The sequence below is a fragment of the Streptomyces sp. NPDC006691 genome (assembly GCF_042869955.1).
In the GTDB taxonomy this organism is placed as follows: Bacteria; Actinomycetota; Actinomycetes; order Streptomycetales; family Streptomycetaceae; genus Streptomyces.
In genome coordinates this window covers 12,562-38,282 of record NZ_JBIAGW010000017.1, presented here as the reverse complement: position 1 = coordinate 38,282, position 25,721 = coordinate 12,562, and the positions used below count along the sequence as shown (strand labels likewise).

Genomic DNA, 25,721 nt, shown 5'->3' with positions numbered 1-25,721 from the left:
TCTCGCGTCCCTGAACTGTGCTGATAGCTCACAGAGTTCAGGAATCCGAGGGGGCCGTGGGATGAGCATGACGGGGCCGATCCGCGAGCGGATGGGGTTCGCCGAACTGTCGCGCTTCCGGACCGCTTTCTACGGGTGTCTGTCCGCGCGGGCGGATGCGTTCTTCGAGCTCACCTACGCGTTGTTGTGCGCGGACGGGCCCGTGCGGACACCGGTGGAGCTGTCGCTGACGGCTGAACACCGCCACGGATACGGCTCGCTGTACGGCGCGCTCAACCACGGCCGCCTGGACACCGACCGGCTGCGGGATCTGCTGGCTTCGCTGCCGCTGCCGCGTTTCGACGGGCGTCTCGTGCTCACCGTGGACGTCTCCCCGTGGCTGCGCTCTGACGCAGCCTGCGCGCCGGAACGGCTCTTCTGCCACGTCCACGGCCGTTCCAAAGCAGCCCCGCAGATCATCCCTGGCTGGCCGTACTCCTTCGTCGCCACGCTCACCCCGGACCGCACCTCCTGGACCCAGGTCCTGGACATGGTCCGGCTCGGCCCCGCGGACGACGCCGCAGCCGTTACGGCCGCCCAGCTCCGCAAGGTGACCGAGCGCCTCATCTCGGCCGGCCAGTGGCAGCCGGGCGACCGCAATGTGCTGATCGTGATGGAGGCGGGTTACGACGTGATACGGCTGGCCTGGCTGCTGCGTGACTTGCCCGTCGAGCTGGTCGGCCGCATGCGCTCCGACCGCAGCCTGCGGCTGCCGAAGCCGCCGCGTGTCCACGACCCCAGGGGCGGGCGGCCACCGAGGCACGGCAGGGAGTTCCGCCTCGCGGACCCATAGACCTGGCCCGAGCCCGAGGTCGTTACAGAGAACGAAACCCCGCGCTACGGGAAGGCCGAAGCGCAGGCGTGGGACCGCCTCCATCCCCGGCGCCAACAGCGATCAGCCTGGATCGATCACGACGGTGAACTCCCTGTCATCGACGGAACATTGATCCGCCTGGAGGTTGATCACCTGCCGCGCAAGCGTGCGGCACCCCCAGTCTGGCTGTGGTCCTCCGCCACCGGCGCCACACCGGACGACGTCGACTTCATGTGGTCGAGCTATATGCGCAGATTCGACGTGGAGCACACCTTCCGCCTGTTCAAGCAGTCACTGGGCTGGGCCCGGCCTCGGATGCGTGACCCGCAGGCGGCGGACCGCTGGACCTGGCTGATCGTCATCGCGCCCACCCAACCAACTCCGCCTCGCCGCACCCCTGATCACCGACAATGCGTAAGCCTTGGGACAAGATCACCCGCCCCGGCACGGTCCTCACGCCGACCCGGGTGAGACGCGGGTTCCGGCACCTGCGAGCCCACTTGCCCTGCCCTGCCCGGCCCGGGTGCCCAAACCCAGCCGGCCCGGCCCCGGACGCCCACCCGGCTCCAAGAACCGCCACCCCGCCACCCACCAGGGAGTGGGCAAAACCATCAAACGACCCAGCGCCCTCTACGAACGCGACCGGGCGCGAACTTAAGGATCAAGGTGAGTGCCGGGGTCGCAACCGAGGTGCGGCATCGGGTTCTTGCCGCTGCCCTTGGACTCGGAGTAGGGGCTCTGCATCATGGTGTCGATTCCCTTCGGCGGAGTTCAGTCGGCGAACCGGATCGTCTTGCAGACCTGGCCCAGGATGGCGACGTAGTCGTCCCACTCGGCGGTGTTCTCGGTGGCGATGGAGAAGTCGGCCATGGCGAGACGGCCGGGGATGGGGACGAAGACGTGCCTCTGGCGCACGACGCTGGGGCTGTCGTCGTTGTCGAGGAGATTGACCGGCCGGGGCACCTTGGTCTCCTCGGTGAGAAGGACGGCGGGCCCGGTGTGCATCCGGACGACTCCGACCTCGGCCTCCGGATAGATGGCACCCATGGTCCGGGCGAGGCGGTGCACTGTCTGATCGTTGGACAGCTCGCTGGGCCGTGCGGTGACCGCGAGCATCAGCGAGGTGAGCTTGGCGCCGGCTTTGCCCTTGCCGGGCCCGGCGAGCAGGATGCCCGCGTCACGGCACCGGCGGCGGCCAGCATTTCGTAAATCGTCTGCTGGGCGAGGACGGCGTGGGCGATCTCCTCGTCGCTGGGTCGCGGGTCGATCGCCGTCAGCTCGTCCAGGAGCTTGTTGGTGTTCTCCTCCGCCGAGACGGTGAAGTCGATGTCCCGGAAGACCTCGGGCACTTGGAAGGGCGGGGGGAGTTCGATGGTGGCTTCAGCCATGACCTCACAAGATCAAGCCTTCGCCCGAAGTGCTGTTTGTCCGCATCGCCGCTGCTTTATTGCCTGGTCTGTCCGGCAATGGCCCGGACTGCGTGCACCGGCTCCCGCCGAAAATGGCCGGAAGGCCGTGGCGGGTCGCCCGTAGTGGCGCAGGCCGTTGTGAAGGCCTCGCGCTCGGAGCCGGCCGACTGGGGCGGCCTGCAATGAAGACGCCGCGAGGCTGGCGGCTGACACGCAATCGAGGCCGTCGGGCAAGAGGCGGTTCGCATGAACGGCCAGGGCGGAACCCGCGCTTGTAGCCCCCCATTTCCCTCAGTCGCTCGTGACCGTGGTGCCTTCCTTCCGTTGTGACTTCCACAGGTCCAATCCATCCCCTGACGAAGGCGACGTGCATGAGGACGAACACGATGACCGCATCCACCCTGATCCGCGGGCTGCTGACCACGGCGGCCGTCACGGCGCTCACGGTCGGGGCGCAGCCCGCGGCCGCGGCCGCGCCGGATGACGGAGGCTGGAAGGGGGAGGGTGGCCTGACCCTGGACGCGGCGGACAACGCCAGGGTCGACAACTACCTGAACGGGGCACGGGAGGCCGAGCGGTCGATCAGTGTGGACGTGCGCACCGCCGCGCTGGCCACGGGGGCGGAGCTCATCGGCTTTGACCACCGCCTGAAATCCCCCGACTCCCTCAAGCGCAAGGTCGCCACCTCGCTCAAGGAGCAGCCCCAGCAGGACATCGACACTGTCCTCGCCCGCCTGAGCGACGCTGTCCGCTACACCCTGCAATGGCCGGACGAGACGTATACCCACGGAGTGACGACCGCTTCGGCCCTTCTGGCCGCGTGGGGCAACGACACCACGAAGTGGTCCAACACCTGGGGGCGCACGGCAGGTTACAACGGTCTCAACACGGGCTGGCGCGCGTCGGGTTCGAGCCAGCTCTTCGAGGTTCAGTTCCACACCCCCACGAGCAAGCACGCCCAGGAGGTGACCCACTTGCTGTACGAGGAGCAGCGTCTGCCGTCGACCGGACCCGCGCGGAAGAAGGAACTCCAGGCGCAGCAGGACGAGGTGTTCGCCGCCGTCCCGGTACCGGCCGGCGCGGACCGGCTGACCGCGCCGGCCAGTCCTGCCGCTCCTCAGCCCGTGCCCGCGAGGCACTGACAGCCAGGCCGGACGCGCCTGGGTCGCCAAGTCGCCACCGGTGGGCCAAGGGGCCCAGCTCCCTGGGCCACCGGTGGGTCGAGGGTCGAGTACCTGACGTGTTTCTCGGGAGAGGAGTGAGTTCGGGCGGGGGATCAGGGCGGCCCTGTTATGACGCGAATCTTCTATGACTCGAATCTTCGCTGACATCTCGATCTCGCTCGACGGTTCGTCGCCGGGCCGGACCCGGGCCGCGGCAACGGCCTGAGCACGGGTGGTGACGCCCTGCGCACCTGGGCGTTCTCCGGAGAGCGCGGGCGATACCTAATGGTGCGCGTATTTCTTGACGTATGACAAGAATCTGCCGACGATGTTGGTGAACGCGGGCGCATATCCGCACAAGCACGGACAAGAGGGAGGCAGCCGATGGCCGCGCTCTTCTGTGCCGAGGGACCTGATCCGGCTGCCGCCGGCTCACTGTCGGTGGGCGTAGGCCCCGGTCCACAACCGGCGACGGTCGAGGTCTGTGTGAGCGGGGAGATCGTTTCTGAGAGCGCCGGTTTCCTGCGCGAGACCCTGCTGACCGCCCTCACCTCCCACCGCAGTACCCTCCTGCTCAACCTGGAACGGGTCACTGCTTGCGACGCCTCAGGGCTCGAAGTACTGCTGGCCGCCCGCCTCGCGGCCCTGCGCGCAGGCCGCCGGCTGCGGATCACTGCGGCGAGCCGCAGCGTCGGCCGCCTATTGCAGCTCACCGACACCCGCTATCTGCTCACCTGAGTCCTCGCTACCGACGATCGGCGCGGAAGTCTCCCTCCGCCATGATTGCCACCGACTCCGAGCTGGTCGGCCGGCGTCTCCACGAGGGGACCGCTGCTCTGCCGGCGTCTCCACGAGGGGACCGCTGCTCTGCCGGCCGCGTTCCCGTATGCCGGTCATGACGTTCACCCCCCCCATCCGCCCGCGCTCAGCGCTCCCGCACGCCACGCCCCGGAGGACGCCGTCGAGCCTTCGTACGCACTGCTGGAAGACGCGATGGAGTTCTTCCTCGCCACACGCGACAAGCTCCAGGCCTGCTCGGACACACTCGCCCGGTACACGGATCAACTGGCACCCGGTCCGCGGAACCTACGAAGGGCAGCGCTACCTTTCCCGCCACAGCACCCCGGATGGGTCATCCATCAGTGGCCAGTGGCCGACCGTCAGGAACGGACGTATGCCTGCCCAGCGGTGAGCAGGTACCACCACCAAGTGAGGCGAGCAGGTCCCACCATCAAGCGATCGGTGCGGGTCGGTCTCCAGGGCTGTGGCTCCTGATGGTGGGGACCTTGTGCAAGGCTTTGACCGTTCTGGCGGTTGCCGAGGAAACCGACCCGGCGCTGCGCGCAGATCGAGGTGGTTCAGCGGTGCCGGTTTGTCGAGTGGGCCTACGGCCGGCTCGTGCGTCATCGATGCCTCGCCCGCGACTGCGGATTCCACCCACACCGCTCCGAGCCACGATCGAGCTTGCAACGGGCGACCTCACGAGCAGACTCACCCAGTCCACTCCGCAATGGCGTGACACCTGACCCTCCGCCAGCAGTCAGAGCTCGTACGGCCAGACAGTGACGTGCTCCTTTGCTACCTGGACCTCGACCCATGACCCGTCGACATCCTGAGGCAGCGGTGGTTGGGGAATGTCGAACAAGATCAGAGCGCCATCCACTTGTAGGACAGGCCCGCCATCTCCGGTGAGGCTCAGTCGCCCACGAAAGATGATGCGGTCACCCTCTTCTCGCAGCTCAGAGGAGGAAACGGGACTTGGCCATGAATTTCCCATCCACTCGATGCCCTCGTCCACAGTCCACTCGACATGGTGTTCTTGCCCGACTGCCTCGGGAGCCCCCTGCCAGAGCGCCACAGCAGTGCCCACTGCCGAGCGAATTCGGACGGACCTGGGCTTCGACGGGTCGGGCTGCACCGCCTCCACTTTGACCAGCATCCGGCCATCATCTCCCGCGCAGGCGGTGGATGACGGCCCAAAGCTGCATCTCCAACCCGACGACTACGGAACATGTTTTTGATGCCGTCCGAGTCGATGGCTCGGACGTGAACGAATGCGTCATCTTCTGCGACGCCATGCGCGCAAACTGAGCGAACGCGTTGCTGCGACGAGGGAAGGGTCCCCCTCTCGGACATCGATTCGACTGACTGCCGCGCGTGGAGACCCCCGGGTGTCCCTGGGAGGGCGTGCGCGTCGCCGCCTCCTGGGGCGGCAAGGTCGCCTTGAACGCGATCCTGGCCCGGCGGGAGCTGATGGCCAAGATCAGCACCGACAGCTCCGTCGACCGCATAGGCGTCTCCGCCGTCCCCAGCGCGTCAAGCACCTGCGTCGCACGGACGCGACCATGCGGACACCCTGGGGCCGAAACCCTGTGGAGCCCGCCCGCGTGGCGTGGAATGCTTCTGGGCGTCTGCTGAAGGAAGGGTAGAGAGGTGTACGTCCCGTCATCGGCACGAGCTCTCCATGACGGAGAGCGTGAACTCGTGGAGCTGGCACGCCGCACCATAGAAGCGCATACCGACGCCGGGCCCGATGAAGACGGGACCCACACGGTGGGCGCCGCGGTCATGGCCGCCGATTACCGGATGTTCGCCGGTGTGAACCTCTACCACTTCACCGGCGGACCCTGCGCCGAACTCGTGGCCCTGGCAGCTGCACGGGCCCAGGGCGCCCGCCAGATGCGCTGCATCGTGGCCGTGGGAAACCACAGGCGCGGGGTCATCGGTCCGTGCGGGCGCGATCGGCAGATCTTCGTGGACTACTACCCGGCGATGCGCGTCATCGTCCCCACCCCGGCGGGGCTCAGGTCCGTGCTCGCCGTCGACCTGATGCCGCTGGCACAGCGATGGACCCCGGAGGCGGGTATGAACAGATTCGACCCATCACTCCACCTAGACCCCGAGACGGCCGGTCCTCCCATCGTTCGGTTCCACCCCCGCTATCTCGAAGCCGTCCGCTCCGGCGCGAAGACCAAGACCACCCGTTTCCGGGACCCGGCGCAGCTCGGCCGGGCACGACTGGTGTTCGAGAGCGACCCTGAAGTCGTCCTGTCGGCAGAGGTGACTGGCATCAGGCACTGCCTGGCCAGTGACCTCACCGACCAGGACGCCCAAGCTGAGGGACTCACGACCGCGGCCGAACTCCGGGAAACCCTCAAGGGCCACTACCCAGATCTGTCCGGGACCGACGAAGTCGACGTCATCACCTTCCAGGTCAGTGACAGGGAGGGCGCCACCTGATCCGCGGATGCGCCAACGACGGCTGCGCCGCGAGGTGACGGCGAGTGCGTCGAGTGCCGGGCCCGGGGGGATGAGAAATGGATGGCTCTCGCCCGCCGACACCTCTGGCCCTGCTGACCGAGTGGTGTGGGCAGGCGTGGCGATCCAGGACGAGGTGGCAAAGCCGGCCGGACAGTACCTGGGCACAATATCGAAGCCGCGCTGATCGGGCGGGGTGCCCGTTCGCCCATGTGGTGCGGGTGCGCTATCTGCTGGCGACCGGACCGACTTCGAGCTCTGCTGGCGGACAGTGCGTCGGGCCTTCGGGAAAGCGGCGACCGGCCGCCAATACACGCATATACCGTTTTGCCGATCCCGTACGAGGATCGAGAGTGAGGTGTACGCGCGCTGGACCATGGCGTACGCGCAGTGGCGGCGGCCGGGGCGAGCGGAGGTGATTCGTCGCCCGCCGATCACCGACACGCCCTTCAGCACCGCCCCAGCAGCATTCCTCCGTCGGCTCAACCCCAGACTGCTGTTCGGAAAAATGCCACGGCTTCGGAACGATCGTGACATGGTTTCGGCTGAGCACGAGCAACAGGTGTACGCGAGACAGCGGGGGTACGGAATGGCACAGGTGATTATCGCCGAGCAGGTCGACATCGAGGTGTCCGCAGACCGGGGCGGCAGCGGGGAGGGCGAGGCTTCGTCCATGGGTGCCTTTGTCGCCCGTCCGGCCGTGGCGGGCGACTATCCGGTGGTTCTCATCGGTTCCGAACTCTGGGGCGTGACCGACGACGTTCGGGCCATCGCCCGGCGGGTGGCCGAACTCGGTTACGTGGCCATCGCCCCCAACCTCTACCACCGGGCCGGGCCCGCGACCGCTACCGGCATGCCGCAGAACGACGTCAACCGGCAACGAGGCTTCGCGTTCATCGAACGCCTCACCCGGGACGAGGTCGAGTCGGATCTCCGCGCGGCCGTCTCCTACGCCCGCACCCACGCGGGTAATGCCGCAAAGACGGGAATGCTGGGTTTCAGCCTCGGCGGCCACGTCACCTATTTCGCGGCCACCCGTCTCGGCCTGGCCGCCGCCGCGATCTACTTCCCGGGCTGGCTGACCGAGGCCGGTACCGCACTGAGCCGGCCCGAGCCGCTGCTCGCGTCGACCACCGACATCGCCGAACACGGCACCAGGGTGCGGCTGTTCTTCGCGGAAGAGGACCACATCATCGACGCACACCAGCGAGAGCAGATCGCGGAAGCACTGGTGTCGGCCGGTGTGCGGCATGAGATGTCCGTCTATCCCGGTGCTCAGCACGCGTTCTTCTTCCCCGGCCCCGCTTCGTACGACAAGGAGGCCGCCGAGGATTCCTGGCGGCTCGTGGAAGAACTCTTCGCCGCCGAGCTGCACTGAGCCGTCCCGCCCGCAGTCGCGGTGTAGTAGAGCCCGACCACCGGGTTGCCCCCACCCCGTTCGGACCGCCGACCGGCGCCGGGACGCGAGCGGCGCGCCGTCTCGCGGCCCGAGCCGGGTGGTCTGGTGCGTGACGGATCAGCGCCGCGACCGAGTGGCCGATTTGGTCTTGGGGCGGATGGCGGGTGCCTTGGCCGGGGCGGTCTTGGGTCTGCTTGAGCGCCTCGTCTCAGGTGTACCGATTCTCCGGTGGGTTTCCTGCGGGAAAGTGGATGGCGACCGGGTGCCGGTGATCGGACTGAAGGGCGCGCTCGATCCCGTCAAGAGGCAAGGTTGGGCGCCGGGCGGGACGAGATCGCCGCCGGTCTGCGGACTGGGGCGGACGCGGTGCCGGCCCACTGCCGGGACACTGGGGAGCGGTTTGCTGTCGCAGCCGTTGAGCGCGAGGGCGGCGACAGCGGTCGCTGTGTGAGGCCGTTGACGGTGGCCCGGTACATGTGCCGGACATCCGCTGTCGGACCGCAGCCGCTGACGGCGGTCAACCCCTACGACAGGTTCACCGAGCGGCTCCGACTGCACATGACCGCCACCGGCCAGCCCATCGCGGAGCCGCACATCCCGGTGTCCTCGCCGGCACTCGCTATCTGGACGCTGCCGTCGAGGAGTTGCGGGCGCTGTCGGCCGAGGAGCGTGAGCACGACGTCCTGGACGAGGACGTCGCCCGCGTCTCCCCGCTCAAGCACGCGCACCTCAACGTGCTCGGTCGCTACAGCTTCCGCTCCTCCACCCCGGTCGACGGTGGCTTGCGCCCGCTGCGCGACCCGGGTGCGCCGGAGCTGGACGAGGATGACGACGGTGGGCAGGATTAAGTGTCAAGGGCGGAGCAGGCCCGACCCGTGACCGGTGTTCAGGTATCGCTCTGGCAGCAGAACTTCGCCTGAAGTAGATCGGTGAAGATACCGATGGGGTCGTCCCAACCGCCGTTGCTCCAGTCGCCGTTGACGTTGGTGGTAACCATCTGTTCGCCATCGCGAGAGCCGTAGGCGTAAGACCACGATCCGAAGAGCGCACCCCCCATGCCCCAGACCGTTTCCCCGCAGGGCAGTCTCACTGAGGAAACGCCGAGGCCGTAGGCGGCGTTGGGAATCCAGTCGCGGGTGGGCACGGTGGTGAACATGTCGCGTTGTTGGTCCGGTGGCAGTATCCCGCCCCCAAGCAGGGCGCCGAAGAACCGGTTGAGGTCCCCGGCGGTGGAGATCATGCCGTCGGCTGCCCAGAACATGGATGAATCGAGCTCGGTCGCGTCGTGGACCGGCGCGCCGAGGTCGGTCTGGAACAGCTTCGTGTAGTGCCGGGAGTGTGGCCCGTGGATCGTCGGGTCGCTGCCGTGCGGCAGGTACGTACCAGTCAGGCCGAATGGGCGGGAGATCCGCTCGGTGATCTCTTCGGCAAGCGCGCGGCCGGTGGCGCGTTCGATGATCATGCCTGCGAGGACGTAGTTGGTGTTGGAATAGGCCCAGCCCGAGCCCGGTGTGAAGGTGGGCGAATGGGACATGGCGATCTGCACCAGTGACTCGGGCGGGTGTGTCTCGTGACGGTTCAGTGCTTCCTGGTCATCGGTGTAGTTGAAGATCCCGCTGGTGTGGTTGAGCAGCATCCTGATGTTCGCTCTGGCACCGTCGTGGTGATGGCCATGGACCGCGCCGGGCAGCCACTGTTCCGCGGTGTCGTCCAGGCTCAGCCTGCCTTCCGCAGCCAGTTGCAGCACGACGGTGGCCACGAACGTCTTGCTGATGCTGCCGATGCGGAACCGGTCCTGCTGTGAACGCTTACGGCCGGTTCGGGTGTCGGCCACTCCTGCGGTCCCGAACCACTGCCGGTCGCCGTCGCAAACCTCAGCGAGAATGCCGGGGAGGCCTCCTTGAGTCACGGCTTGCTGAAGTAAGTGCTGGACCGCCTCGTAGCCCTCGGCCCCTGAGGCCGACGCGGACTCAGATGGCGCGCCCCCTGCTTTGGCCGGTTCGGCGCCCGGCCGGCCGTTGTCTGTATGAGCGGTGTGCTGGTGCATGTTGTCCTCCTTGTCGTGCGTGACCCATGGATGACCGCCCGGTCCCTCTCCACGACCTGAATCACCGGCCCACCGGCTCTAAGCAGGGGGCTAGCGCCCAGCGCAGCGCGCGACGCATCGCGCACGCCTACCGGACCCACTGCACATCACGGCAAGGGGCACGGCTGCGGGTGAACTGACCGTGTGAACTGATTCCGGTGGTCACTGATCCTGGCTGTTGAGCGTCTGCCGTACTCGGTCCGCCAGCCCGGCCTGATCGATACCGGCCAAGGCGAGAGCACGTGGCACGGTGCCGATTTGAGCCTGCAAGATCCCGAGCAGCAGATGCGCTGACCGCAGGTCCTTCTTGTGAGCGGAGGAGAAGCTCCGATCCAGTGCGAGTCTGGCGGACGCACCCATCTTGGGCTGCTGGGAAGCGCGGCTCGGCCCGGGAAGGTCATAGACGGCCGGAGACACTCCCACCATGCTGAGGCTGTGCTCGAATTCTCGATCCAGTGCCTCGCGGACAGCAGCGCGATCGAGCCCGACCGAGGCCAGGGCCTGCTGAGCGGTAGACCCCTGATCGGCGGCGAGCGACAACAGAAGATGGTGCGCGTCGATCGTCGCCGACCCATCATTCTGAGCTTCGTCCATCGCCCGCACGATGACCGCATGCAGGTACTTGTCAAACGCGCTCATCGCCGCGCCTCCTCAGCTTGACTCCGGCGGCGATGAGCCGCTTGGCGTGCTTCTTGTGGACGGCTTGGCGGGTGACACCGAGTGCCTCGGAGACCTGCGGCCAGCTCCAGCCCGCCCGCATGGCCTGCTCGACAGCGGCGTCCTCCAGTTGATCGGCAAGGCGCCGCAACGCCACGACAGCCGCCAGGGCGTCAGCGGGCTCAGGGGGAAGGGAATTCTCGCCGACGGACATGCAAGCAACTGTAGTTGACTAACGAAGATAGTCAACCCGAGTTGCTAATAACTGGGGCGCGGAGTGCAGCGATCCCGTCGGAGGCTCGTGATCACGGGCCTCCCTGTCGGCAAACGAACGAAGGACGACAGGCGTCGTATGCGTCCAATGAACCCAGACTTTCCGGGGCTCGAAGGCGGCGCCGATCCAATCAGATCCGATGGCGGCTGATGACAGGGTTTGCTGACAGCTAGGGTCGAATGCGACCACCACAACGGGGAGTGGCATGGCCAACCTGGTCTGTAAACGGGTGTCGACCGACCAGCAGTCGACCGACCGTCAGAACCTCGTCCTCGCCGAGGCCGGGATCGAGGACCCGGTTGTCTTCGAGGAGGACGCCGGCACCTCCAGCCGCCTCCACCCGCTTGAGCGACCGAAGTTCGGCGAACTGCTCGTGTACGCGCGGCCGGGCGACACGGTGCACATCTCCGAGATGTTCCGCCTTGTGCGCGGCACCGGGCACATCCTCGACGTGCTCGACGTCCTGCACCGCGACCGTCTCGCCCTGCGCATCCACGACGGCGCGTTCTCCGCGATGGATCTCACCGCCCGTCACCCGCGCACCGGCGAGCTGCTGTCCACCGTGAAGTTCATGGTGCAGACCTCGCCGCCGCCGGCGAACTCCAACGCGACCTCCAGCGCGAGCTACCTACGACGGATTGCGCGCCGCCGAGGCCAAGGGGAACAAGGGCGGTCGCCGCCCCGCCGTCCCGGCCGACAAGACGGACGCCGTGCGCAACGCGTACCTGGAGGGCCGCTCCATCGCCGCCCTCGCCCGCGACCACGGCGTCAGCCGCGGCGCCATCCGCACGGCCGTGGCGGACCTTCTGCCCGAGCACACGGCCGCCGACCCGGGCGCTCCGGCCCTGGAATTGCCGGTCGTCCTCGATGTGCCGGGCAAGGTCGCCGACTTCCTTCGTGCGGCCGAGCTGGACGACGTCGAGCGGGCCGCGCTCGACCGGGGCGTCATCGTACGGCGCGGTCAGGGCTACACCCTGCGCGTCACCGCCGTGCCCGCGGTCCACCGCCGACTCCTCGACATCTGCCAACCCCTCGACGGCGCCCCGGGGACCACCGTGGTCCCGGCACAGCGCAAGGCCCGCCGAGAGTACGCGAACCGTGTCAACGCCCTCCCGGCTACGACGGGAGCATGATCAATTTCAGCGCCAACCACGGTTCGATTGATCCCCGGGGCCGCAGTCATGTTGCCGGGAGGCGGCTTCGTGACCGACGGCCTAGGGGCTGCCGGAACGCCGTCAGCGGGGGAGAGGTACGGATGCGCCGATCGCCGGGTGCAGACTGGGCCACCCCCTGGGCGCGGGCTTCCCGGGGGGCGGCACGGACAGTCAGCGGAACAGGCGGAAGAAGCCGCGGACTTGCTCGACCAGTGAGTCCGGCTGCTCCAGGGCGGCGAAGTGGCCGCCGTGCGGCAGCTCCTCGAACCAGCGCAGGTCGGTGAAGCGCAGTTCGGCCTCCCGCCTCGACGGGCGGGTTATGTCACGCGGGTAGATGGACAGCCCCGATGGTGCGGTCACCGTGTTCCGGAAGTTGGCGAAGCTCTCCCAGTACAGGCGCGCCGACGAGGTGGCCGACGCGGTGAACCAGTAGACGGAGATCTCGTCGAGGATGGTTTGCCGCGACAGCGCGTCCTCGGGATGGCCGTCGTTGTCCGTCCACGCCCAGTACTTCTCGGCGATCCAGGCGGCCTGGCCCGCCGGGGAGTCGGTGAGGGCGTACCCGAGTGTCTGCGGCCGGGTCGCCTGGATCGCCGAGTAGCCCCGGCCCGTGCGCCGCATCTCCTTCTCGGCCGCGAGATTCGCCAGTTCCGCGGGGGTCGGGTCGTCGAACGTGCCTGCCGCCACGGATCCCAGGTTGAGGTGGACGCCGGCGACACGTTCGGGCGCCACCTCGCCCAGCGCCCCGGACACCGCCGAGCCCCAGTCGCCGCCCTGCGCGCCATACCGTTCGTAGCCCAGCGAGACCATCAGCGTGTCCCAGGCGCGCGCGGTGCGAGTGACGCCCCACCCGGTCGTCGAGGGCTTGTCGCTCCAGCCGTACCCGGGCAGCGACGGCGCGACCACGTGGAACGCGTCCGCCGGGTCGCCGCCGTGCGCGCGCGGGTCGGTGAGCGGGCCGAGGACCTCCAGGAACTCCAGCACCGAGCCCGGCCACCCGTGCGTGAGCACGAGCGGGAACGCGTCCGGCTCCGGCGAGCGGACGTGCAGGAAGTGGATGCCCAGTCCGTCGATCGTGTCGCGGTACTGCGGGAACGCGTTCAGCCGCTCGGCGAACCCGAAGTCGTACTCCTCGGCCCAGCTGCGGCAGAGCTCCTGCGCGTACGCCAGCGGCAAACCCTGTGACCAGTCGTCCACCGGCTCGCGCTCGGGCCACCGTGTCCGGCGCAACCGTTCACGCAGGTCCGCGATCTCGGCTTCGGTGATGCTGACCTCGAATGGCTCGGCAGGCATGGCAAGGCCCCTTACTGGTCGAGTTACTGGTTAGGGCGATAGCGGATCTGATGCAGGTGGTCCTCATCGCGGCCGGACTCGTTCAGCCTGCCCCGGTGCCCTGCCTCCTACCGCCGCCTCCAACTCGAAGCCACGCGTGGCAGCTTTGGCAGCCAGTGGATGGCTGGGGCCGGTTCCAGGAACCGGCGGAGGTACGGAAGTCCGGCTGCCTCGATATCGATGCGAAGCTGCTGCGCACGGCAGGGTGGCGCCGAGGTTTGGGCATCCTTGCTCAGCGGGCAGATGCGCCATCGCCGGTCCTGCTGCCTGTGGTGCCGTGCAGGCTCGGCAGGTGTCGGAGGCGCGGCAAGTCGCGGGGAAGCGGCGGCACGCCGCGGTCGCGGGCCCGCCGCGCGGACCCGGCGCTGCTCGGGGACCTGGTGGCGGTGCTGAAGACGCCGGAGTCGCGCTCGGGACAGACCCGCTCCATTGACGCCGCCGTCGCCCGGCTTCGCGCCGAGGGCCAAGAGATCTGGGATGACGGCCACGAGATCCGGGACGAGGACATCGTCCGGCTCCCTCCGCTCAAGCACCGCAACCTGAACCTGCTCGGCGGCAGTTGCTCCACCGCCGCGACCCCAGCCGCCGGCGGCGCCCTCTGCCTGTTGCGCGACTCGGATCCCCGAGAGCTGGACGCGGGCGAGACCGGCGCAGAATGAATCCGGCGCCGCCCTGCGAGGCCCGCCGGGTTGCTCGGGGCCCGGGGCCGGATCACCGGGTTGGTCGGGGCCCGGGACAGGCCCGCACGGACGATCAGAGGAGGATGCCGCCGGAGACTTCGATGCGCTGGGCCGTCATCCAGCGCAAGTCCTCCGACGCCAGCGCGGCGATGGCGTCGCCGATCTCCTCGGGTTCGCCGACCCGGCCGAGCGCGGTCTGCCCGGCCAGACCCTGGCGCATACCGACGTCATCCCGCATGGCGCCACCGTTGAAGTCAGTGGCGGTCGGCCCCGGGGCAATGGAGTTGACCCGGATACCCCGGGGGCCAAGCTCTGCGGCCAAAGTGCGGCTCAGCGCCTCGACGGCGGCCTTCGAAGCGGAGTAGACGGACGTCGCGGGACTGGTGTGGCGAGTCAACGACGACGAGACGTTGATGACCCGGGCACCCTGCGCCAGGAGCGGCACAAGTGACTGGATGAGGAAGAACGTGCCCCGCACGTTCGTGCCGAACACCGTGTCGAAGTCGTCGGCCGTGACAGCTTCCAACGGACCGAAGACACCAACTCCCGCGTTGTTGACCACGATGTCGAGCCGCGAAGCCCCCCAGCACTCAAGCAGCCCGCTCAGCTCGGAAGTGAAGGCTCCGAAGGAGGAGATATCGCTGATATCGAGACGCATCACAGCGGCTGTCCCACCCGCGGCGTGCACTTGCCGTGCAGTCTCCTCGACCCCGGCCCCATCACCGCGATGAGTGACCACGACCCGCACCCCGCGCGCCGCCAGCGCGAGAGCCGTGCTCCGGCCCAGGCCGCGGTTCGCACCCGTCACCAAAGCGATCCTGTCGACTGTCATCAGTTACTCCCTCATCGCACGGCACCAGAGAGACATCGGGCACCGCCAGCTGAGGCGAGTCGGTTGACTCGCATGTCCATCGCAGCGTAGGCACGGCAAAAGAGGCGAGTCAAGTGACTCGCCTCGGATCTGGGGCATACTGCATCCATGGCAGCAGAGCTCTCCGCGCACCACCGCCGTCTCGCCCAGCAGAAGCGGGAGGCGATCATCTCCGCGGCCACCGACCTCTTCCTGAACCGCGGCTACGACGGCACTTCCCTTGCCCGCATTGCCGAAGGGGCGGCCGTCTCGAAGTCCACCCTGTTCAAGCAGTTCCCCACCAAGGCAGCCCTCTTCGAGGCCATCGTCACCGAGTCCTGGCAGCGTGACGCCGCAGGTGCCGTCCCGCGACCTCAGGCCGGAGACCTCCGTTCCGGCCTGACCTCCATCGGCCACCGCTACGCCGACCTGATCGGCCGGCCCGGTATGACGGCTCTGTTCCGCATCGTCATTGCTGAGCTGCCCCGCTTCCCCGAACTGGGGCAGATGCAGTTCCAACTCGGCAAGCTGCCCTACTTCACCTCGGTCCAGCACTACTTGGAGTCGGAGCACGAGGCCGGCAACGCCGATGTCCCGGACACCGAGAGCGCCGCCAACCAGTTCCTCGGGATGATCGCCAACTACGTCCTGTGGCCCCGCATGCTGCTGACCGACTGGGATCCCTCGGCGTCTGACACCCGCTACGCCGTCGAGCAGGCGGTGGAGACCATGCTCGCCCGGTACGCCTCCGATCGATCAGCCTGATCCAGGGGTTGCGACTCGTACGCGGCCGCCGAGCGCTATAGGGGGGTTCGCAAAGCCGCGAGCGTGCGGGGCCCGTAGCCGTCGTCAAGCGATCAAGAAGGGCGGCGGTGACGACAAGGCCTTGGCGGCATCTGCGCCGCGCGCCCAGAATGAGCTGCTGTGGCGTATCCGGAACACCGGCCGGCGCAGCACCGAGACACGCTCGGCCGACAGGACGGGCGGTACCCGCTGGATCGCCCCGGGCATGGTGAGCACACGCCGCGTTGTCGCGCCTCGACGGACACATGGCGGAGGAGTTCCTCGATGGTCATGGCGGAGCTGGTCGTGGCGGACGAGGCGGGGTGCTGATGAGAAAGCCGTCAGGAGATTCCCCGTCCGATGACAACGTAAAGAATCTGCGCGAACCCTATCCCTGCGATGAATATCTCGCCGCGCAGCCGGTATATGCGAGGATGTTCACTCGCTACGAAAACCTCATGCGCATTCTTGGGGTCGTACGAGATTTTCAGCACCCCCTGCGGATGGACGACCTCCCTTTTTGTGCGCAACGTGACCAGTTTCCTCTCGCTGCCGACTGGGACCCTTTCCAGAGTGTGCCGGGCCATTCCGTCCGCCTCGATCTCGACATGGATGCACCGGGCGGACGTAGTGACTCTTCTGCGATAGGCGCAGCAGTCCGCCACGGCAAGCCCCACCGCACAGAAGATCCAGGGGACACCTCCCAGAAAAATCCACCAGCTACTCGGGGAAAGAAGTACGGAAAGGGAAATAGTCGTCACTCGGCAGTCTCCAGTTCGGCGCCAAATGGAGCTACTTTATCATCACGACAGGTTGCCTGGGTGCCCCGGATGAAACGGAAATAGCCGGAAACGAATTGAATGACGGTGGCAACGGTGAGGACGCGGATTCGCTTGACTTTCCGGCGGCAGTGTCGCGGTCGAACAGTATGGGACTCGGCACCGCCGGGGCTCCGACCTCGACGAGCTGCCGGACTCCACCTCGTCGCGCAGTGCTGGAGAGTTGGCCCGGTTCTTCGCTTGACAGCGAGCCTCTATGAGTCTCACCTTCCTCTAGACTGTGGGCTTCCGCTAGGAAATAGAATGCTGTGAGGAGCCACACGTTGAAGGAAGTTTCCTACCGGGGTCGGCGTAACCGCGAGGTCGAGCTCTGCCCCGATCCGGGCATGCCTACCCTGGTCGAGTTTCAAGCAAGAAATGCCTGGTTCAGCGCGTTTCTTGTCGGTGGCATCGCGAAATCTGCTGGACGCGAGGAGCACGAACCCGCCTCCATCAGCACGTGGGGCCGCAAGCCCTACCGATTTCTGCTTGAGCCGAGATTTACTCATGCATTCGTAAAACGGGTTTCGGACTCGAAAAGTAGCGGAGGGATCGCGCGGTGGTGCCTTCGCGCCATGCCGGCCAGCTCCGCCCGCATCCTGTCCTCTGCGGAAATCGGAGTGGCGACAGACGTCGTTCGCTGCACCGCTGCGGCCCGCTCCGCCCGCTGTGAATTTTCTACGAAAATAGCAACCCAGGACATCAATATCTTGCACTTCTCCGAAGATGGGAGGAGAGTCACCGAATTAATTGACCCAGCTGTGATCCGCGGGACTTTTAAGATACCGGGACCTGGATATCTCCAAATCGAAACGCCTGGCCCATGGGAGATAAAACTGTAACCACGAAACCGAACAACAGATCCGCCTGCCTTTCATCGCAGGCGGATTTCCGCCGCCGCCCGTTTCAGTCCGAGGCCAGCGGTCCGTTTCATGCCGAACCACGAGCACCGGATCGAGGTCCACCACGCGGCCACGGGCCGTTACCCGTGGCCTGCGGACCTGGCCGATCAGGCCACCGGCGAACAGACCAGTGCCAGATGCCAGACGGCGGGCGCGGGCCGCTCGCTCCCGCCATGTGAAGAAGGACCCGGAGGCCGCCCAGCGCGAGCGCTACGCCGACGTGAACCAGCCCGGCTCCCCTCAGCGGCTCGGCGCGCTGACCGGTGTGCAGGCCGACACCGACCTCGCGCAGCTCGCAATGCTGGCCCCCCGCCCGCCGCGCCCCCGGCCGACTGGCGCACCTCTGCCTCCCTGATCGGCCGCGCTGACCACGCCTGGCCCGCACTCACCCTCCCGTACTCGTCCGGCCGTTATGGCGCTTGTGCCCCGGACGGCCCGGGTGGGGGGGGCCGCACCTTCCACCACCGACGAAGTCGGAGGAGCCTCGTCACCGTGGCCGCCTACCAGTACCTCCACCTGCCCGTCGATGCGTCCGTGGTCACCCCCCCGCGCCCTGCTCATCGCCCGGGGGGAACATCTGCGAAACGGTCGCCGCGCGGGCCATGATGTGCATCCACGGCGGCGCCGGCTTCGGCAAGCCACTCGCCGTCAACATCTGCCTGGCGACTCGGAGTGGTGTTTCCGCATTTTCCCACTAGTGCCCGGGTGATTGCGATCGCCTGGATGATGCTTGTACAGCGCTCGGCAAGGGGGGTTTGAACGACTTCCCTTCCGTCGCTCCGCAGGACTGGTCGGGGCTCCTCGACCAAGGCGGTTCACCGTGCGGCCTGCTCGGGGCTCGGACCGATGACGTGGTCAAACACGACTGCTTCCTCCCGTGCTGAGCCAATAATGGGTTGTACTTACATCATCTCGGAGCTGACTGCAGCGCTCAGGGCACTCACGGCGTCATCGTATTGATACCGGTCGAAATAGAATGGGCCGAATCCTGAATAGTCGCGTGTCTGGCGGTGGGGTTGCTCGAAGGAGTTCCAGGTCACGTAGTCAGGAGTCACGATGATGCCGGCCAGCAGCGGCCAGCATCCCCACTCGCCGCATTCGCAGCCGAGCACGGGCGTCTTCGGCCCCATGGCTCCGGTGGATCGTCCGTGGAAATGTTCTTCCATCGGACCGAACCGGAAGAACTCCGGGATCAGACCGCCGTAGGCGTTGCCTGCGGGCTGCATCCCGGCCGCGATCTCGAACCCGTCGATCAGCTCGGTGAGCGGTGCTCCGTCGATGCGGGGGACGATCTCAAGCGGGCCGCCGCTACCCCGGTGCCGGCAGTCGAACCGGATCTCGTTGCTGGTCATCATGTGATTCTCTCAGCGAAGCCGTTCCCCTCCTTCCGGATGGGTCGAGCTGGTGGCCTGCGCGGCATGCCACGGTTGATCGCTGTGCTGCCGAAGCCCGTCGGTCCAGCAAAGCAAGCTTGTCTTCAACGCCAGCCGGCCTGACCCGGAGTCCTTCGACCTCCCTGAGCCAGTCTTCGCGCTCGGCCTCGGAGATGCGCACGATGAGGTTCGCGCGGATCTCCTCTGACCGGCCGCGCAGGGCCGGGTCCGGCCGGGGAAGCGAGTAGTGAACGCAAGCGTGTTCATGAACACAAGGGCTTGAAAAGGCGCGGCCGCAGGTGCCGGTGGAGACCATGCGTTTCTCGAAGTGCGCGAGGAAAGCGTCCCGTTCCTCCTCGGTGGGGGTCCGATATCTGCGCTGGGCTGGGCAGCTCTGCGACGGGCGAAGAAGGCGCGGTGAGCCTTCGATGGTCTCGGCCGGGTAGATCGCCTTGTAACCCGTCGTAGTGTCAAGACTCCGATGCCCGCAGAGCACTCGTGCGATGTGCGGTGGCAGGCCGTTCATGATGACTTCGTTCACGAAGATTCTGTGGAAGTCGCGCGGGGAGAAGACGAGCGGTTCGCCGTCGGCATCGGTCAGGCCCGTGGTGGCCGACGTGTTGATCAGAAGCTTGCGGAGCGCGGTCCGAGTGAAAGCGCGGTGTTCGATACCGAGATCGCGTTGGAACAGCAGCGGCATCGGTGGGTTCCAGATCCGCTCGTGGACGTCGTAGGAGGTCACCAGCGGGATCGCGCGGCTGCTTTCTCGCAGGCGGCGCATGATGGCGGAAAGGATGTCCGCCAGTTTCGGTCTGGCCAACAGGAGCCGTTCGCTGTCGGTCTTGGAGGGGGCGACCTGCAGCAGGGGCACGACTTCGCCGGTGCGGGGGAGCCGGTATTCGGTGATGCTGTAGTGGGTCAGCTCCGCGAGTTTCTCGTTGCGGATTCCGGTCGGGCGCAGGATCTCGATCGTGGCGAAGGCACAGATGGTTTCAGCTCCTCGTAGGTGAGGTTCCGCCGTCGCCAAGGCGAGGTCTCCTCGGCCCAGATCAGGTGTCCGGCGGCCTCGGCGCGAAGGATCTGTGCGAGGCCCCGGCGGTGTCGGTCAGCACCGGCAGGACGGGAAGCTGGCACCGAAGGCAGATCCGTGCGGTGAAGAAGGAGACCAAGGTCGGGCTGGGGGAGACTGAGTATCGACGCGTTCGTCGAAAAACATGCCGAGGCTTTCCAAGCCGACCTGCTGCGCCACTACGCGTCGACTTTTCGACTGGCACCGCGGGGCACTGACGTCCCGCCGGCTCGCCGTCCCGGTCAGGCACCTGCCTGGTGACAGCGCGGCCAACCGCGACCTGCAAGGCGAGGCGGTGGAGTGGGACTCCACCACCCACCTCCGCGCCGCGACGGTCGACCACCTGGCGGTGGGGAACTGGATGACGGTGACGATCAATTCGGGGGAGGACGCGGATCCGTTGGAGTATCCGGAGGCCGTGCAGCGGCCGCAACTCCCCGAATCAGAGGAATCCTCCCTCTGCTAGAGAGTATTTGATCTAGGTAGTTGGTGATTTGGGATGTTCTTGTGACTGCTGGCGGTGGTGGGTCGTTGCCTAGTGGTGAGCACTCGTCGTCCGTATCGCAGTGATGTGTCCGATGCCCGGTGGGCTTTGATCGAGCCGGTGTTCACGGCGTGGCGGTCCGGTCGGGCGGGGCCCGGTGTGGCGGCGAGGGTGCATGACCTGCGGGAGATCGTGAACGCGATCCTCTATGTCAACCGCACCGGTATTCCGTGGGAGTACCTGCCGCACGACTTCCCACCACGCAAGACCGTCTATGACTACTACGCAAAGTGGGAGGCGGACGGCACCACCGGGCGGGTCCATGGCTTGCTGCGGGACAAGACGCGCCGCGCCCATGGCCACGCCGCGGAACCCTCGGCTGCCGTGGTGGATGCCCAGAGCGCGAAGACCTCGGCAAACGTGGCCGAGACCAGCCAGGGCATCGACGCGGGCAAGAAGATCAAAGGGCGTAAGCGCCACCTGATCACTGACACCCTCGGTCTGGTCCTTGCCGTCATCGTCACGGCCGCCTCGGTCCACGACTCCACCGGCGGGAAGCGACTGCTCGGCGAACTGTCGGTCACGCATCCCGGCGTGACGAAGGTCTGGGCCGACGGCGGCTACCAGACGGCCGTGTTCCAGCATGGTGCCGGCCTGGGCATCGACGTCGAGGTCGTCAAACGGCCAAGCTCCAAAGGCTTCCAGCCGCTGCCGAAAAGGGGGGTAATCGAGCGGGCCTTCGGGTGGCTGATGCAGCATCGGCGCCTGGCGCGGGATTATGAGACTCTGCCTCAACGATCCCGAGCGATGATCCATTGGGCGATGGCTAACAAAATGAGCCGCGAGCTCGTGCTCAGGTCTTCCTTCGATGCGCGGGCCAGCGCCGGCGGCAGCAGAAGCGAATCGATGCCCGGTGACGGCGCTTCGATCCGGGTCCAGAACAATCCTGCCAACGTCCTTGAGATCGCGTCCAAACTGGCGAAGACCAGCGAGGGGTGCCGTTCGCGGAGGGGTAGTCCACGAGCAGATCCCGGCTTGGGTGGCACCGGATCGGGTAGCTCTCCACGAGGTCCTCGATGCTCAGCTGGCCGAGGGCCTGTCCGCACGCCCTGATCGTTGTCAGGGCGTCGTCGGGGAAGGTGCCCATGTCCCCGCCGCAGCTAGAAGTCGACCTTGTGCTGTCCACCGCGGACGTGGACCCGGCGTTGGGTGTCGAACAACTCAACGCAGTCCCCGACAGTGATGTCCTGGATGAGCCCGCCTTTGCTGGCCAGCAGGATGGCGATCCGGGTTGCTGCGATCTGTGCATCTTTGCTGGAGCGCGATTGCGCGGCGGCCATCTGCACCAAATGTTCGAACCTGCCGGGGTCGAGAACCTCGGCCATGATGGTGGCTCCTTTCTTGTGAAGCGGCCGGGCTGTCGCTGACGACGCGGTGATCAGCGAGGGCGGGGAGCGTACGTGCGCGATGTTGCGGGGGGTTGCTGCACGACCGGGGGCCGGCCGGCCGCTGCCAAGCCGCAGACCTCGTCTGCATGGGACCGTGGGAGCTCTCGTGAGCGGTCAACGCCGTACACAGGCAGGGTCCAAAACTCATCAAAGGTGAGACGGACAGGGGAAGTTGAGTGCTGTTTTGGGGTACACGGAGTTGCATGACCGATCACGAGAGCACGACCACGGGCGAGGACCTGGGACCGATGGAGCGCGGGACGTCGCAGCGACTTGCGGCACGTCAACACATGTGGGTGCAGTCGTGGACCGCGTTGTGTGTCTTGGCGGCCCTGTGGGCGCTGGCCGGCGCCGCGGGGTGGATCCGGGGCGTCCAGGACAGCTGGGCGTTCGCCACGTCCGGCATCGTAGTCCTGGCCTGCGCGGCTTGGGCCCGTCGTTCCGCGATCCGTAACGCCCCTCCACGACACCTTTGAGTGCTCGCGGCTCCGATCCCCGCCGACCAGACCGGCATGCACGGCCACACCGTGATCCGCTGGGACGCCTACGCCAGACGCGACTCGGCTGAGTACCTCGCTGCACGGGCTGAGGACGACGCCCGCAAGAGCCGTTGGATCACCCTTGCGCGGATCACGCCGGACGTTCGAGCCCGTAACACCCGTACCAGGGCTCCCCGTGGAAGGTCGCATGTGGGTCAGCTCGGCTCGCGACCGGGGATGGCGGCAAAGTCAGCGGCAGGATCCGTCCGGCAGCACGCTATTCGGGGTGGGGTGGGGCGGTGGTTGCTTACCTCTCCGCCCCGGCCTCGGGATCAGATGGCGGGCCGGCGGCTGCCACGGCGCTGATGGCGTTGGCCGCGTACTGGAAGCGGGGGAGCGCGGCGTGCAACTCGGGCAAGGCGGCAGCGGCCTGCGGGCCCCACTGGCGCAGCAGGTGAACCAGGTTGGTGGTCTCGTTGTTGCCGAGCCCGTCTGCGGCCAGGCGTGCGCGGACGGCGGCGAGCAGGGCCGGATCGAAGGGGAAGGCGGGGGCCTGGAAGCCGCCTGCGGCGTCGAGCGCGCGGGGGCGTCGTTCGAGGTCCCGGGCCAGTAGCGGGACGGCCTGTCGGGGCGCGACCTGGACAAGCACGGCCAATGCCTGGTCAGCCGTCTCGTCGTCGGGTTGGGCGGCGAGTTCGGCGAGGGCGGGCGCGGCCTCGGCGGCGGCCGGGCCGAGCTTGCCGAGCAGGGTTGACGCCGGGTAGTCGGCGGCGAGTGGGGCGATGGCCGGGACGAGTCGTTGGGGAGCGCTGCGGGAGAGGTGGCATGCGTGGTCGGCTGCGGAGAGCGCCTCGGCCCGCACTTCGGGGCGGCCGTCGCGCAGGGCGGCGTCCAGCAGGGCGAAGGCAGCCTCGCGGTCTGCCTTGGTGTCGCGGCGAAGCAGGCTGTCGACGATCGCGAGCAGCGGCTCCCGGTAGTGCATGCTGTACCGGTCGACGGTGATTTCGCGGGCGGGCAGCAGGCCGAGCGCGGCACCGTGGTGGGTGTCGGTCCAAGGCTCCCCGGCGGCCAGAGCGACGAGGAGCGCGGCCAGACGCAGCGGCGCGGGCGTGGCTGCACCGAGCAGCGCGCGGGTCTCGACGGCGGCTCCGGAGAGGTCGACCCGGCCGAGGGCGATGAGAAGTTCGGCCCGGACCCCGGGATCGGCCTCGGCCGTCCACCGGCTTCTCAGGGCGACCGGGGCGGCCTCGGTATTGCGGGTGTGGCCGAGCGTCCAGGCGGTGAGCTGACGGACGTTTACGGCTTCATGTGCCAACAGCGGTATCAGCAGCGGGATTTGGGTGGCAACGGCGGCCCGGACGGCGCCCTACACCTCCGGCGCCCAGCACGGACTTCCGTCTCTCCTCACCCATGAACTGGCTTGCGCTGCGCAGCACGCTGGCCACCGGCAACCAGGCGGCCCTCGACGAGCTCGCCGCGTCCCTGACCGAGGCGGCCGCCGCACCGCCAAAACTGCCGGACACCGCCGAGGGACACCGCCTCGCCGCCGCCCTGCATGCCTACGCCACGTCCACCGGCCGGCCCGCAGCAGCCCAGCCCGCCGAGGCCGGCCGGCCTGCAGCATCCGACAACACGCAAGCAGAGCCTGAACTTGAAGTCGAGGCTGAGGTGGAGCTTCAGCCGGGAGATGAGCGGGACGAGCCGGAAGACGCCCCGTTCCCCGCGTTGAAGCTTCTCAAGGACGCGGTTGGCCGCTCGAAGATGCACCCGATCAAGGTGATCCGCAGCGAGGAGCGGGAGAGCGGGCCGTGGCCGCTGATCAGTGAGCACATGGACGGTGAACCGCGCTGGGTTCACCCCGACGTCACCAGCACGCGCGTCCCCTACGACCGGCCGAACGGCAAGCGAGTGCGACGTGACCGGCTTGATGTCCCGGACATGTTCGGCGACGGTGTGCTGTGTCTGATCGACCGCAACGGCAGCTACCCCTCGGCCTGTTCGGCCGTGCCGCTGGCCCCGAACAAGCTGCTGCACACCGGCCCCCTCGAAGCGTTTGACAGGGGCGGGGCCGGCATCTACCTGATTGACATCCCGCAGTGGACCCGCACGGACATGCCCCACCCGCTCGGACGGATCATCGACCGGCCCGACGATGAGGGCCGCGTGTGGGTGACCACCCCGCACATCAAGCAACTGGCCAGGCTGGTGCGCGACGGCCATCTTCCCGCGATGCCGGCCATCTACGACTCCTGGACCGGCAACGCGAATGAGTCCCTGTTCAAGCCCTTCTACGAAGCGGCCCGCACAGCCCGCGCCGATCTCATCCAGGTGGGCGGTGAGCCCTACAAGTCCTACAAGACCCGCCTGTCGATCGCGCTGCGTCTGCTGTGGCCCAAACGTCAGGAGCAGAAGTCCCCGTTCTGGCGGCCGGACTGGCGCATGAGCATGGTCGCCGAAGCCTCCGTACGCCACTGGACCGTCGCCTTCAAGGCGGTCCAGGAAGGCCACCGGCTCATCGCCCTGCGCAATGTCGATGCGGCCGTCTTCTGGACACCCCCCGGCACCGCCCCTGACACCTACCGGATCGGGACCGGCTTCGGCGAGGTCAAGGCCAAGTTCATCCAGCCCGGCCAGATGATCCCCGAAGGTGACGACTGATGGCCGGCCCCACCGGCCGCGGCGCCTCCCTGGGCGCGGCCCTCAACGACCTCCTGCGCACTCGCGTCACCCCCCCCCGCCACCGCCTCTCCTCCTACAACGCCCAGCACTGGCACGCCCAGCTGAGCCAGCTCACCGGAACCCACCGCGGCTACCAGGCCCTGGAAGAAGCCGGACTGGAGGTGACGGCCAAGACCCTGATCAACTGGCTGTCCGATCCCGAGTACAACGTCCGCCGCGGCTACCGCGACCTCATCCACACCGCCTATAAGAACGTCGCCATCGTCCCGGCCGACCCAATCCCTCAGCAGGTCAAGGACGGCCAGTACGAGATCAGCGGCTACGTCACCACCGGCACCGACCGGCGCAACCGCGGAACACCGGACGCGGCTCCCCTGCGGATCGATGGGAGCCGCGGCCACTGGACAGCGATCGAAAACCTCTGGATGGCCGACGAGCTCAGCGACGACGCATTGGAAGACCACTTCATCGACGACGTCATCGTCGAGGACATCGGCGAGGGCACCGACGGATGGGAATTCGACGGCGGCAACTACTCCGTCGAACTGAGATAACAAGGCATTCCGCCGGG

At 67.4% G+C, this 25,721-nt stretch carries 22 protein-coding genes and 6 pseudogenes; 16 read left to right on the top strand and 12 right to left on the bottom strand.

What is annotated here, in order from left to right; genetic code table 11:
• The first annotated feature begins 61 nt into the window (after positions 1–61).
• Positions 62–1,511: pseudogene (locus tag ACFYNP_RS29480) on the top strand (NF041680 family putative transposase).
• Between the two features lie 113 nt (positions 1,512–1,624).
• Here ACFYNP_RS29480 and ACFYNP_RS29475 read toward each other — a convergent pair.
• Positions 1,625–1,969 carry a hypothetical protein gene (locus ACFYNP_RS29475; protein WP_388789638.1) on the bottom strand — a complete coding sequence of 115 codons (345 nt, stop codon included), beginning with the start codon at positions 1,967–1,969 and terminating at the stop codon, positions 1,625–1,627.
• Entirely contained in the window at positions 1,969–2,241 is a 273-nt protein-coding gene (locus ACFYNP_RS29470; RefSeq protein ID WP_388789635.1) for a hypothetical protein, read from the bottom strand. The genes ACFYNP_RS29475 and ACFYNP_RS29470 overlap by 1 nt, the downstream gene beginning before the upstream one ends.
• A gap of 407 nt (positions 2,242–2,648) precedes the next feature.
• On the opposite strand from ACFYNP_RS29470, the gene ACFYNP_RS29465 reads away from it, so the two are divergent.
• From ACFYNP_RS29465 to ACFYNP_RS29440, 6 genes and pseudogenes are all read left to right on the top strand, one after another.
• Positions 2,649–3,404, top strand: coding sequence for an ATP nucleotide 3'-pyrophosphokinase (locus ACFYNP_RS29465; RefSeq protein WP_388789632.1), 756 nt, complete (start codon positions 2,649–2,651; stop codon positions 3,402–3,404).
• A 166-nt stretch (positions 3,405–3,570) separates the two neighbouring features.
• A pseudogene (locus ACFYNP_RS29460) lies at positions 3,571–3,695 on the top strand (dihydrofolate reductase); the annotation flags it as partial.
• A 114-nt stretch (positions 3,696–3,809) separates the two neighbouring features.
• A complete protein-coding gene (locus tag ACFYNP_RS29455) occupies positions 3,810–4,163 on the top strand; it encodes an STAS domain-containing protein (RefSeq protein WP_388789629.1) in 354 nt (117 codons plus the stop codon).
• 1,746 nt (positions 4,164–5,909) lie between these two features.
• A complete protein-coding gene (locus ACFYNP_RS29450; protein ID WP_388789626.1) occupies positions 5,910–6,665 on the top strand; it encodes an ASCH domain-containing protein in 756 nt (251 codons plus the stop codon).
• Between the two features lie 607 nt (positions 6,666–7,272).
• Entirely contained in the window at positions 7,273–8,061 is a 789-nt protein-coding gene (locus tag ACFYNP_RS29445; RefSeq protein WP_388789622.1) for a dienelactone hydrolase family protein, read from the top strand.
• A gap of 623 nt (positions 8,062–8,684) precedes the next feature.
• Positions 8,685–8,930: pseudogene (locus ACFYNP_RS29440) on the top strand (hypothetical protein); the annotation flags it as partial.
• A 38-nt stretch (positions 8,931–8,968) separates the two neighbouring features.
• Here ACFYNP_RS29440 and ACFYNP_RS29435 read toward each other — a convergent pair.
• The 3 genes from ACFYNP_RS29435 to ACFYNP_RS29425 all read right to left on the bottom strand — a co-directional run bounded on the left by ACFYNP_RS29435 (position 8,969) and on the right by ACFYNP_RS29425 (position 11,039).
• On the bottom strand, positions 8,969–10,129 hold the full coding sequence (locus tag ACFYNP_RS29435) for a serine hydrolase domain-containing protein (RefSeq protein WP_388789619.1): 1,161 nt from the start codon (positions 10,127–10,129) through the stop codon (positions 8,969–8,971).
• Positions 10,130–10,330: 201 nt separating this feature from the next.
• The gene (locus tag ACFYNP_RS29430; RefSeq protein ID WP_388789616.1) at positions 10,331–10,807 is read right to left on the bottom strand and encodes a Clp protease N-terminal domain-containing protein; all 477 of its coding nucleotides are present in this window, start codon (positions 10,805–10,807) and stop codon (positions 10,331–10,333) included.
• Positions 10,794–11,039, bottom strand: coding sequence for a hypothetical protein (locus ACFYNP_RS29425; RefSeq protein ID WP_064456845.1), 246 nt, complete (start codon positions 11,037–11,039; stop codon positions 10,794–10,796). The genes ACFYNP_RS29430 and ACFYNP_RS29425 overlap by 14 nt, the downstream gene beginning before the upstream one ends.
• 265 nt (positions 11,040–11,304) lie before the next feature.
• On the opposite strand from ACFYNP_RS29425, the pseudogene ACFYNP_RS29420 reads away from it, so the two are divergent.
• Both ACFYNP_RS29420 and ACFYNP_RS29415 read left to right on the top strand, forming a co-directional pair.
• Positions 11,305–11,562: pseudogene (locus ACFYNP_RS29420) on the top strand (recombinase family protein); the annotation flags it as partial.
• 175 nt (positions 11,563–11,737) lie between these two features.
• Positions 11,738–12,232 (top strand): resolvase, encoded by a 495-nt coding sequence (locus tag ACFYNP_RS29415; RefSeq protein ID WP_388789612.1) that lies wholly within the window; start codon positions 11,738–11,740, stop codon positions 12,230–12,232.
• A gap of 192 nt (positions 12,233–12,424) precedes the next feature.
• On the opposite strand, the gene ACFYNP_RS29410 is transcribed toward ACFYNP_RS29415, so the two are convergent.
• Positions 12,425–13,546: an epoxide hydrolase family protein gene (locus ACFYNP_RS29410; protein WP_388789609.1), complete on the bottom strand. Its 1,122-nt coding sequence runs from the start codon at positions 13,544–13,546 to the stop codon at positions 12,425–12,427.
• 458 nt (positions 13,547–14,004) lie between these two features.
• Here ACFYNP_RS29410 and ACFYNP_RS29405 point away from each other — a divergent pair.
• Positions 14,005–14,244 (top strand): annotated as a pseudogene (locus tag ACFYNP_RS29405) (hypothetical protein); the annotation flags it as partial.
• A 94-nt stretch (positions 14,245–14,338) separates the two neighbouring features.
• Here the strand turns inward: ACFYNP_RS29405 and ACFYNP_RS29400 are convergent.
• Complete coding sequence (locus ACFYNP_RS29400) at positions 14,339–15,097, bottom strand: SDR family NAD(P)-dependent oxidoreductase (RefSeq protein WP_388789606.1); 759 nt, start codon at positions 15,095–15,097, stop codon at positions 14,339–14,341.
• Positions 15,098–15,244: 147 nt separating this feature from the next.
• Between ACFYNP_RS29400 and ACFYNP_RS29395 the strand changes: the two genes are divergently transcribed.
• Positions 15,245–15,880 carry a TetR/AcrR family transcriptional regulator gene (locus ACFYNP_RS29395; RefSeq protein ID WP_388418346.1) on the top strand — a complete coding sequence of 212 codons (636 nt, stop codon included), beginning with the start codon at positions 15,245–15,247 and terminating at the stop codon, positions 15,878–15,880.
• 359 nt (positions 15,881–16,239) lie between these two features.
• Here the strand turns inward: ACFYNP_RS29395 and ACFYNP_RS29390 are convergent, their stop codons facing one another.
• Entirely contained in the window at positions 16,240–16,659 is a 420-nt protein-coding gene (locus ACFYNP_RS29390) for a hypothetical protein (RefSeq protein WP_388789603.1), read from the bottom strand.
• Between the two features lie 1,134 nt (positions 16,660–17,793).
• Here ACFYNP_RS29390 and ACFYNP_RS29385 point away from each other — a divergent pair.
• A complete protein-coding gene (locus tag ACFYNP_RS29385; protein WP_388789600.1) occupies positions 17,794–17,973 on the top strand; it encodes a hypothetical protein in 180 nt (59 codons plus the stop codon).
• Positions 17,974–18,520: 547 nt separating this feature from the next.
• On the opposite strand, the gene ACFYNP_RS29380 is transcribed toward ACFYNP_RS29385, so the two are convergent.
• The gene (locus tag ACFYNP_RS29380; RefSeq protein ID WP_388789598.1) at positions 18,521–18,970 is read right to left on the bottom strand and encodes a hypothetical protein; all 450 of its coding nucleotides are present in this window, start codon (positions 18,968–18,970) and stop codon (positions 18,521–18,523) included.
• Positions 18,927–20,018 carry a site-specific integrase gene (locus ACFYNP_RS29375; RefSeq protein WP_388789596.1) on the bottom strand — a complete coding sequence of 364 codons (1,092 nt, stop codon included), beginning with the start codon at positions 20,016–20,018 and terminating at the stop codon, positions 18,927–18,929. The genes ACFYNP_RS29380 and ACFYNP_RS29375 overlap by 44 nt, the downstream gene beginning before the upstream one ends.
• Before the next feature lie 187 nt (positions 20,019–20,205).
• Between ACFYNP_RS29375 and ACFYNP_RS29370 the strand changes: the two genes are divergently transcribed.
• Together ACFYNP_RS29370 and ACFYNP_RS29365 are read left to right on the top strand one after the other, a co-directional pair.
• Positions 20,206–20,526, top strand: a complete 321-nt coding sequence (locus tag ACFYNP_RS29370; RefSeq protein ID WP_388789593.1) for a hypothetical protein — start codon at positions 20,206–20,208, stop codon at positions 20,524–20,526.
• Positions 20,527–20,601: 75 nt separating this feature from the next.
• A pseudogene (locus ACFYNP_RS29365) lies at positions 20,602–21,393 on the top strand (IS5 family transposase); the annotation flags it as partial.
• Between the two features lie 311 nt (positions 21,394–21,704).
• Here ACFYNP_RS29365 and ACFYNP_RS29360 read toward each other — a convergent pair.
• A complete protein-coding gene (locus ACFYNP_RS29360; RefSeq protein ID WP_388789591.1) occupies positions 21,705–21,929 on the bottom strand; it encodes a hypothetical protein in 225 nt (74 codons plus the stop codon).
• A gap of 849 nt (positions 21,930–22,778) precedes the next feature.
• Positions 22,779–23,786, bottom strand: a complete 1,008-nt coding sequence (locus tag ACFYNP_RS29355; protein ID WP_388789588.1) for a hypothetical protein — start codon at positions 23,784–23,786, stop codon at positions 22,779–22,781.
• A 95-nt stretch (positions 23,787–23,881) separates the two neighbouring features.
• Between ACFYNP_RS29355 and ACFYNP_RS29350 the strand changes: the two genes are divergently transcribed.
• Positions 23,882–25,129 carry a hypothetical protein gene (locus ACFYNP_RS29350; protein ID WP_388789585.1) on the top strand — a complete coding sequence of 416 codons (1,248 nt, stop codon included), beginning with the start codon at positions 23,882–23,884 and terminating at the stop codon, positions 25,127–25,129.
• Positions 25,129–25,704: a hypothetical protein gene (locus tag ACFYNP_RS29345; RefSeq protein ID WP_388789582.1), complete on the top strand. Its 576-nt coding sequence runs from the start codon at positions 25,129–25,131 to the stop codon at positions 25,702–25,704. Before ACFYNP_RS29350 ends, ACFYNP_RS29345 begins: the two co-directional genes overlap by 1 nt.
• Positions 25,705–25,721 lie beyond the last annotated feature (17 nt).

Coding starts and splice junctions, on each gene's coding strand:
- ACFYNP_RS29475 (WP_388789638.1), bottom strand. CDS start 1,969: ATGCTCGCGGTCACCGCACGGCCCAGCGAGCTGTCCAACGATCAGACA.
- ACFYNP_RS29470 (WP_388789635.1), bottom strand. CDS start 2,241: ATGGCTGAAGCCACCATCGAACTCCCCCCGCCCTTCCAAGTGCCCGAG.
- ACFYNP_RS29465 (WP_388789632.1), top strand. CDS start 2,649: ATGACCGCATCCACCCTGATCCGCGGGCTGCTGACCACGGCGGCCGTC.
- ACFYNP_RS29455 (WP_388789629.1), top strand. CDS start 3,810: ATGGCCGCGCTCTTCTGTGCCGAGGGACCTGATCCGGCTGCCGCCGGC.
- ACFYNP_RS29445 (WP_388789622.1), top strand. CDS start 7,273: ATGGCACAGGTGATTATCGCCGAGCAGGTCGACATCGAGGTGTCCGCA.
- ACFYNP_RS29435 (WP_388789619.1), bottom strand. CDS start 10,129: ATGCACCAGCACACCGCTCATACAGACAACGGCCGGCCGGGCGCCGAA.
- ACFYNP_RS29430 (WP_388789616.1), bottom strand. CDS start 10,807: ATGAGCGCGTTTGACAAGTACCTGCATGCGGTCATCGTGCGGGCGATG.
- ACFYNP_RS29425 (WP_064456845.1), bottom strand. CDS start 11,039: ATGTCCGTCGGCGAGAATTCCCTTCCCCCTGAGCCCGCTGACGCCCTG.
- ACFYNP_RS29410 (WP_388789609.1), bottom strand. CDS start 13,546: ATGCCTGCCGAGCCATTCGAGGTCAGCATCACCGAAGCCGAGATCGCG.
- ACFYNP_RS29400 (WP_388789606.1), bottom strand. CDS start 15,097: ATGACAGTCGACAGGATCGCTTTGGTGACGGGTGCGAACCGCGGCCTG.
- ACFYNP_RS29395 (WP_388418346.1), top strand. CDS start 15,245: ATGGCAGCAGAGCTCTCCGCGCACCACCGCCGTCTCGCCCAGCAGAAG.
- ACFYNP_RS29380 (WP_388789598.1), bottom strand. CDS start 18,970: ATGACCAGCAACGAGATCCGGTTCGACTGCCGGCACCGGGGTAGCGGC.
- ACFYNP_RS29370 (WP_388789593.1), top strand. CDS start 20,206: ATGCCGAGGCTTTCCAAGCCGACCTGCTGCGCCACTACGCGTCGACTT.
- ACFYNP_RS29360 (WP_388789591.1), bottom strand. CDS start 21,929: ATGGCCGAGGTTCTCGACCCCGGCAGGTTCGAACATTTGGTGCAGATG.
- ACFYNP_RS29350 (WP_388789585.1), top strand. CDS start 23,882: ATGAACTGGCTTGCGCTGCGCAGCACGCTGGCCACCGGCAACCAGGCG.
- ACFYNP_RS29345 (WP_388789582.1), top strand. CDS start 25,129: ATGGCCGGCCCCACCGGCCGCGGCGCCTCCCTGGGCGCGGCCCTCAAC.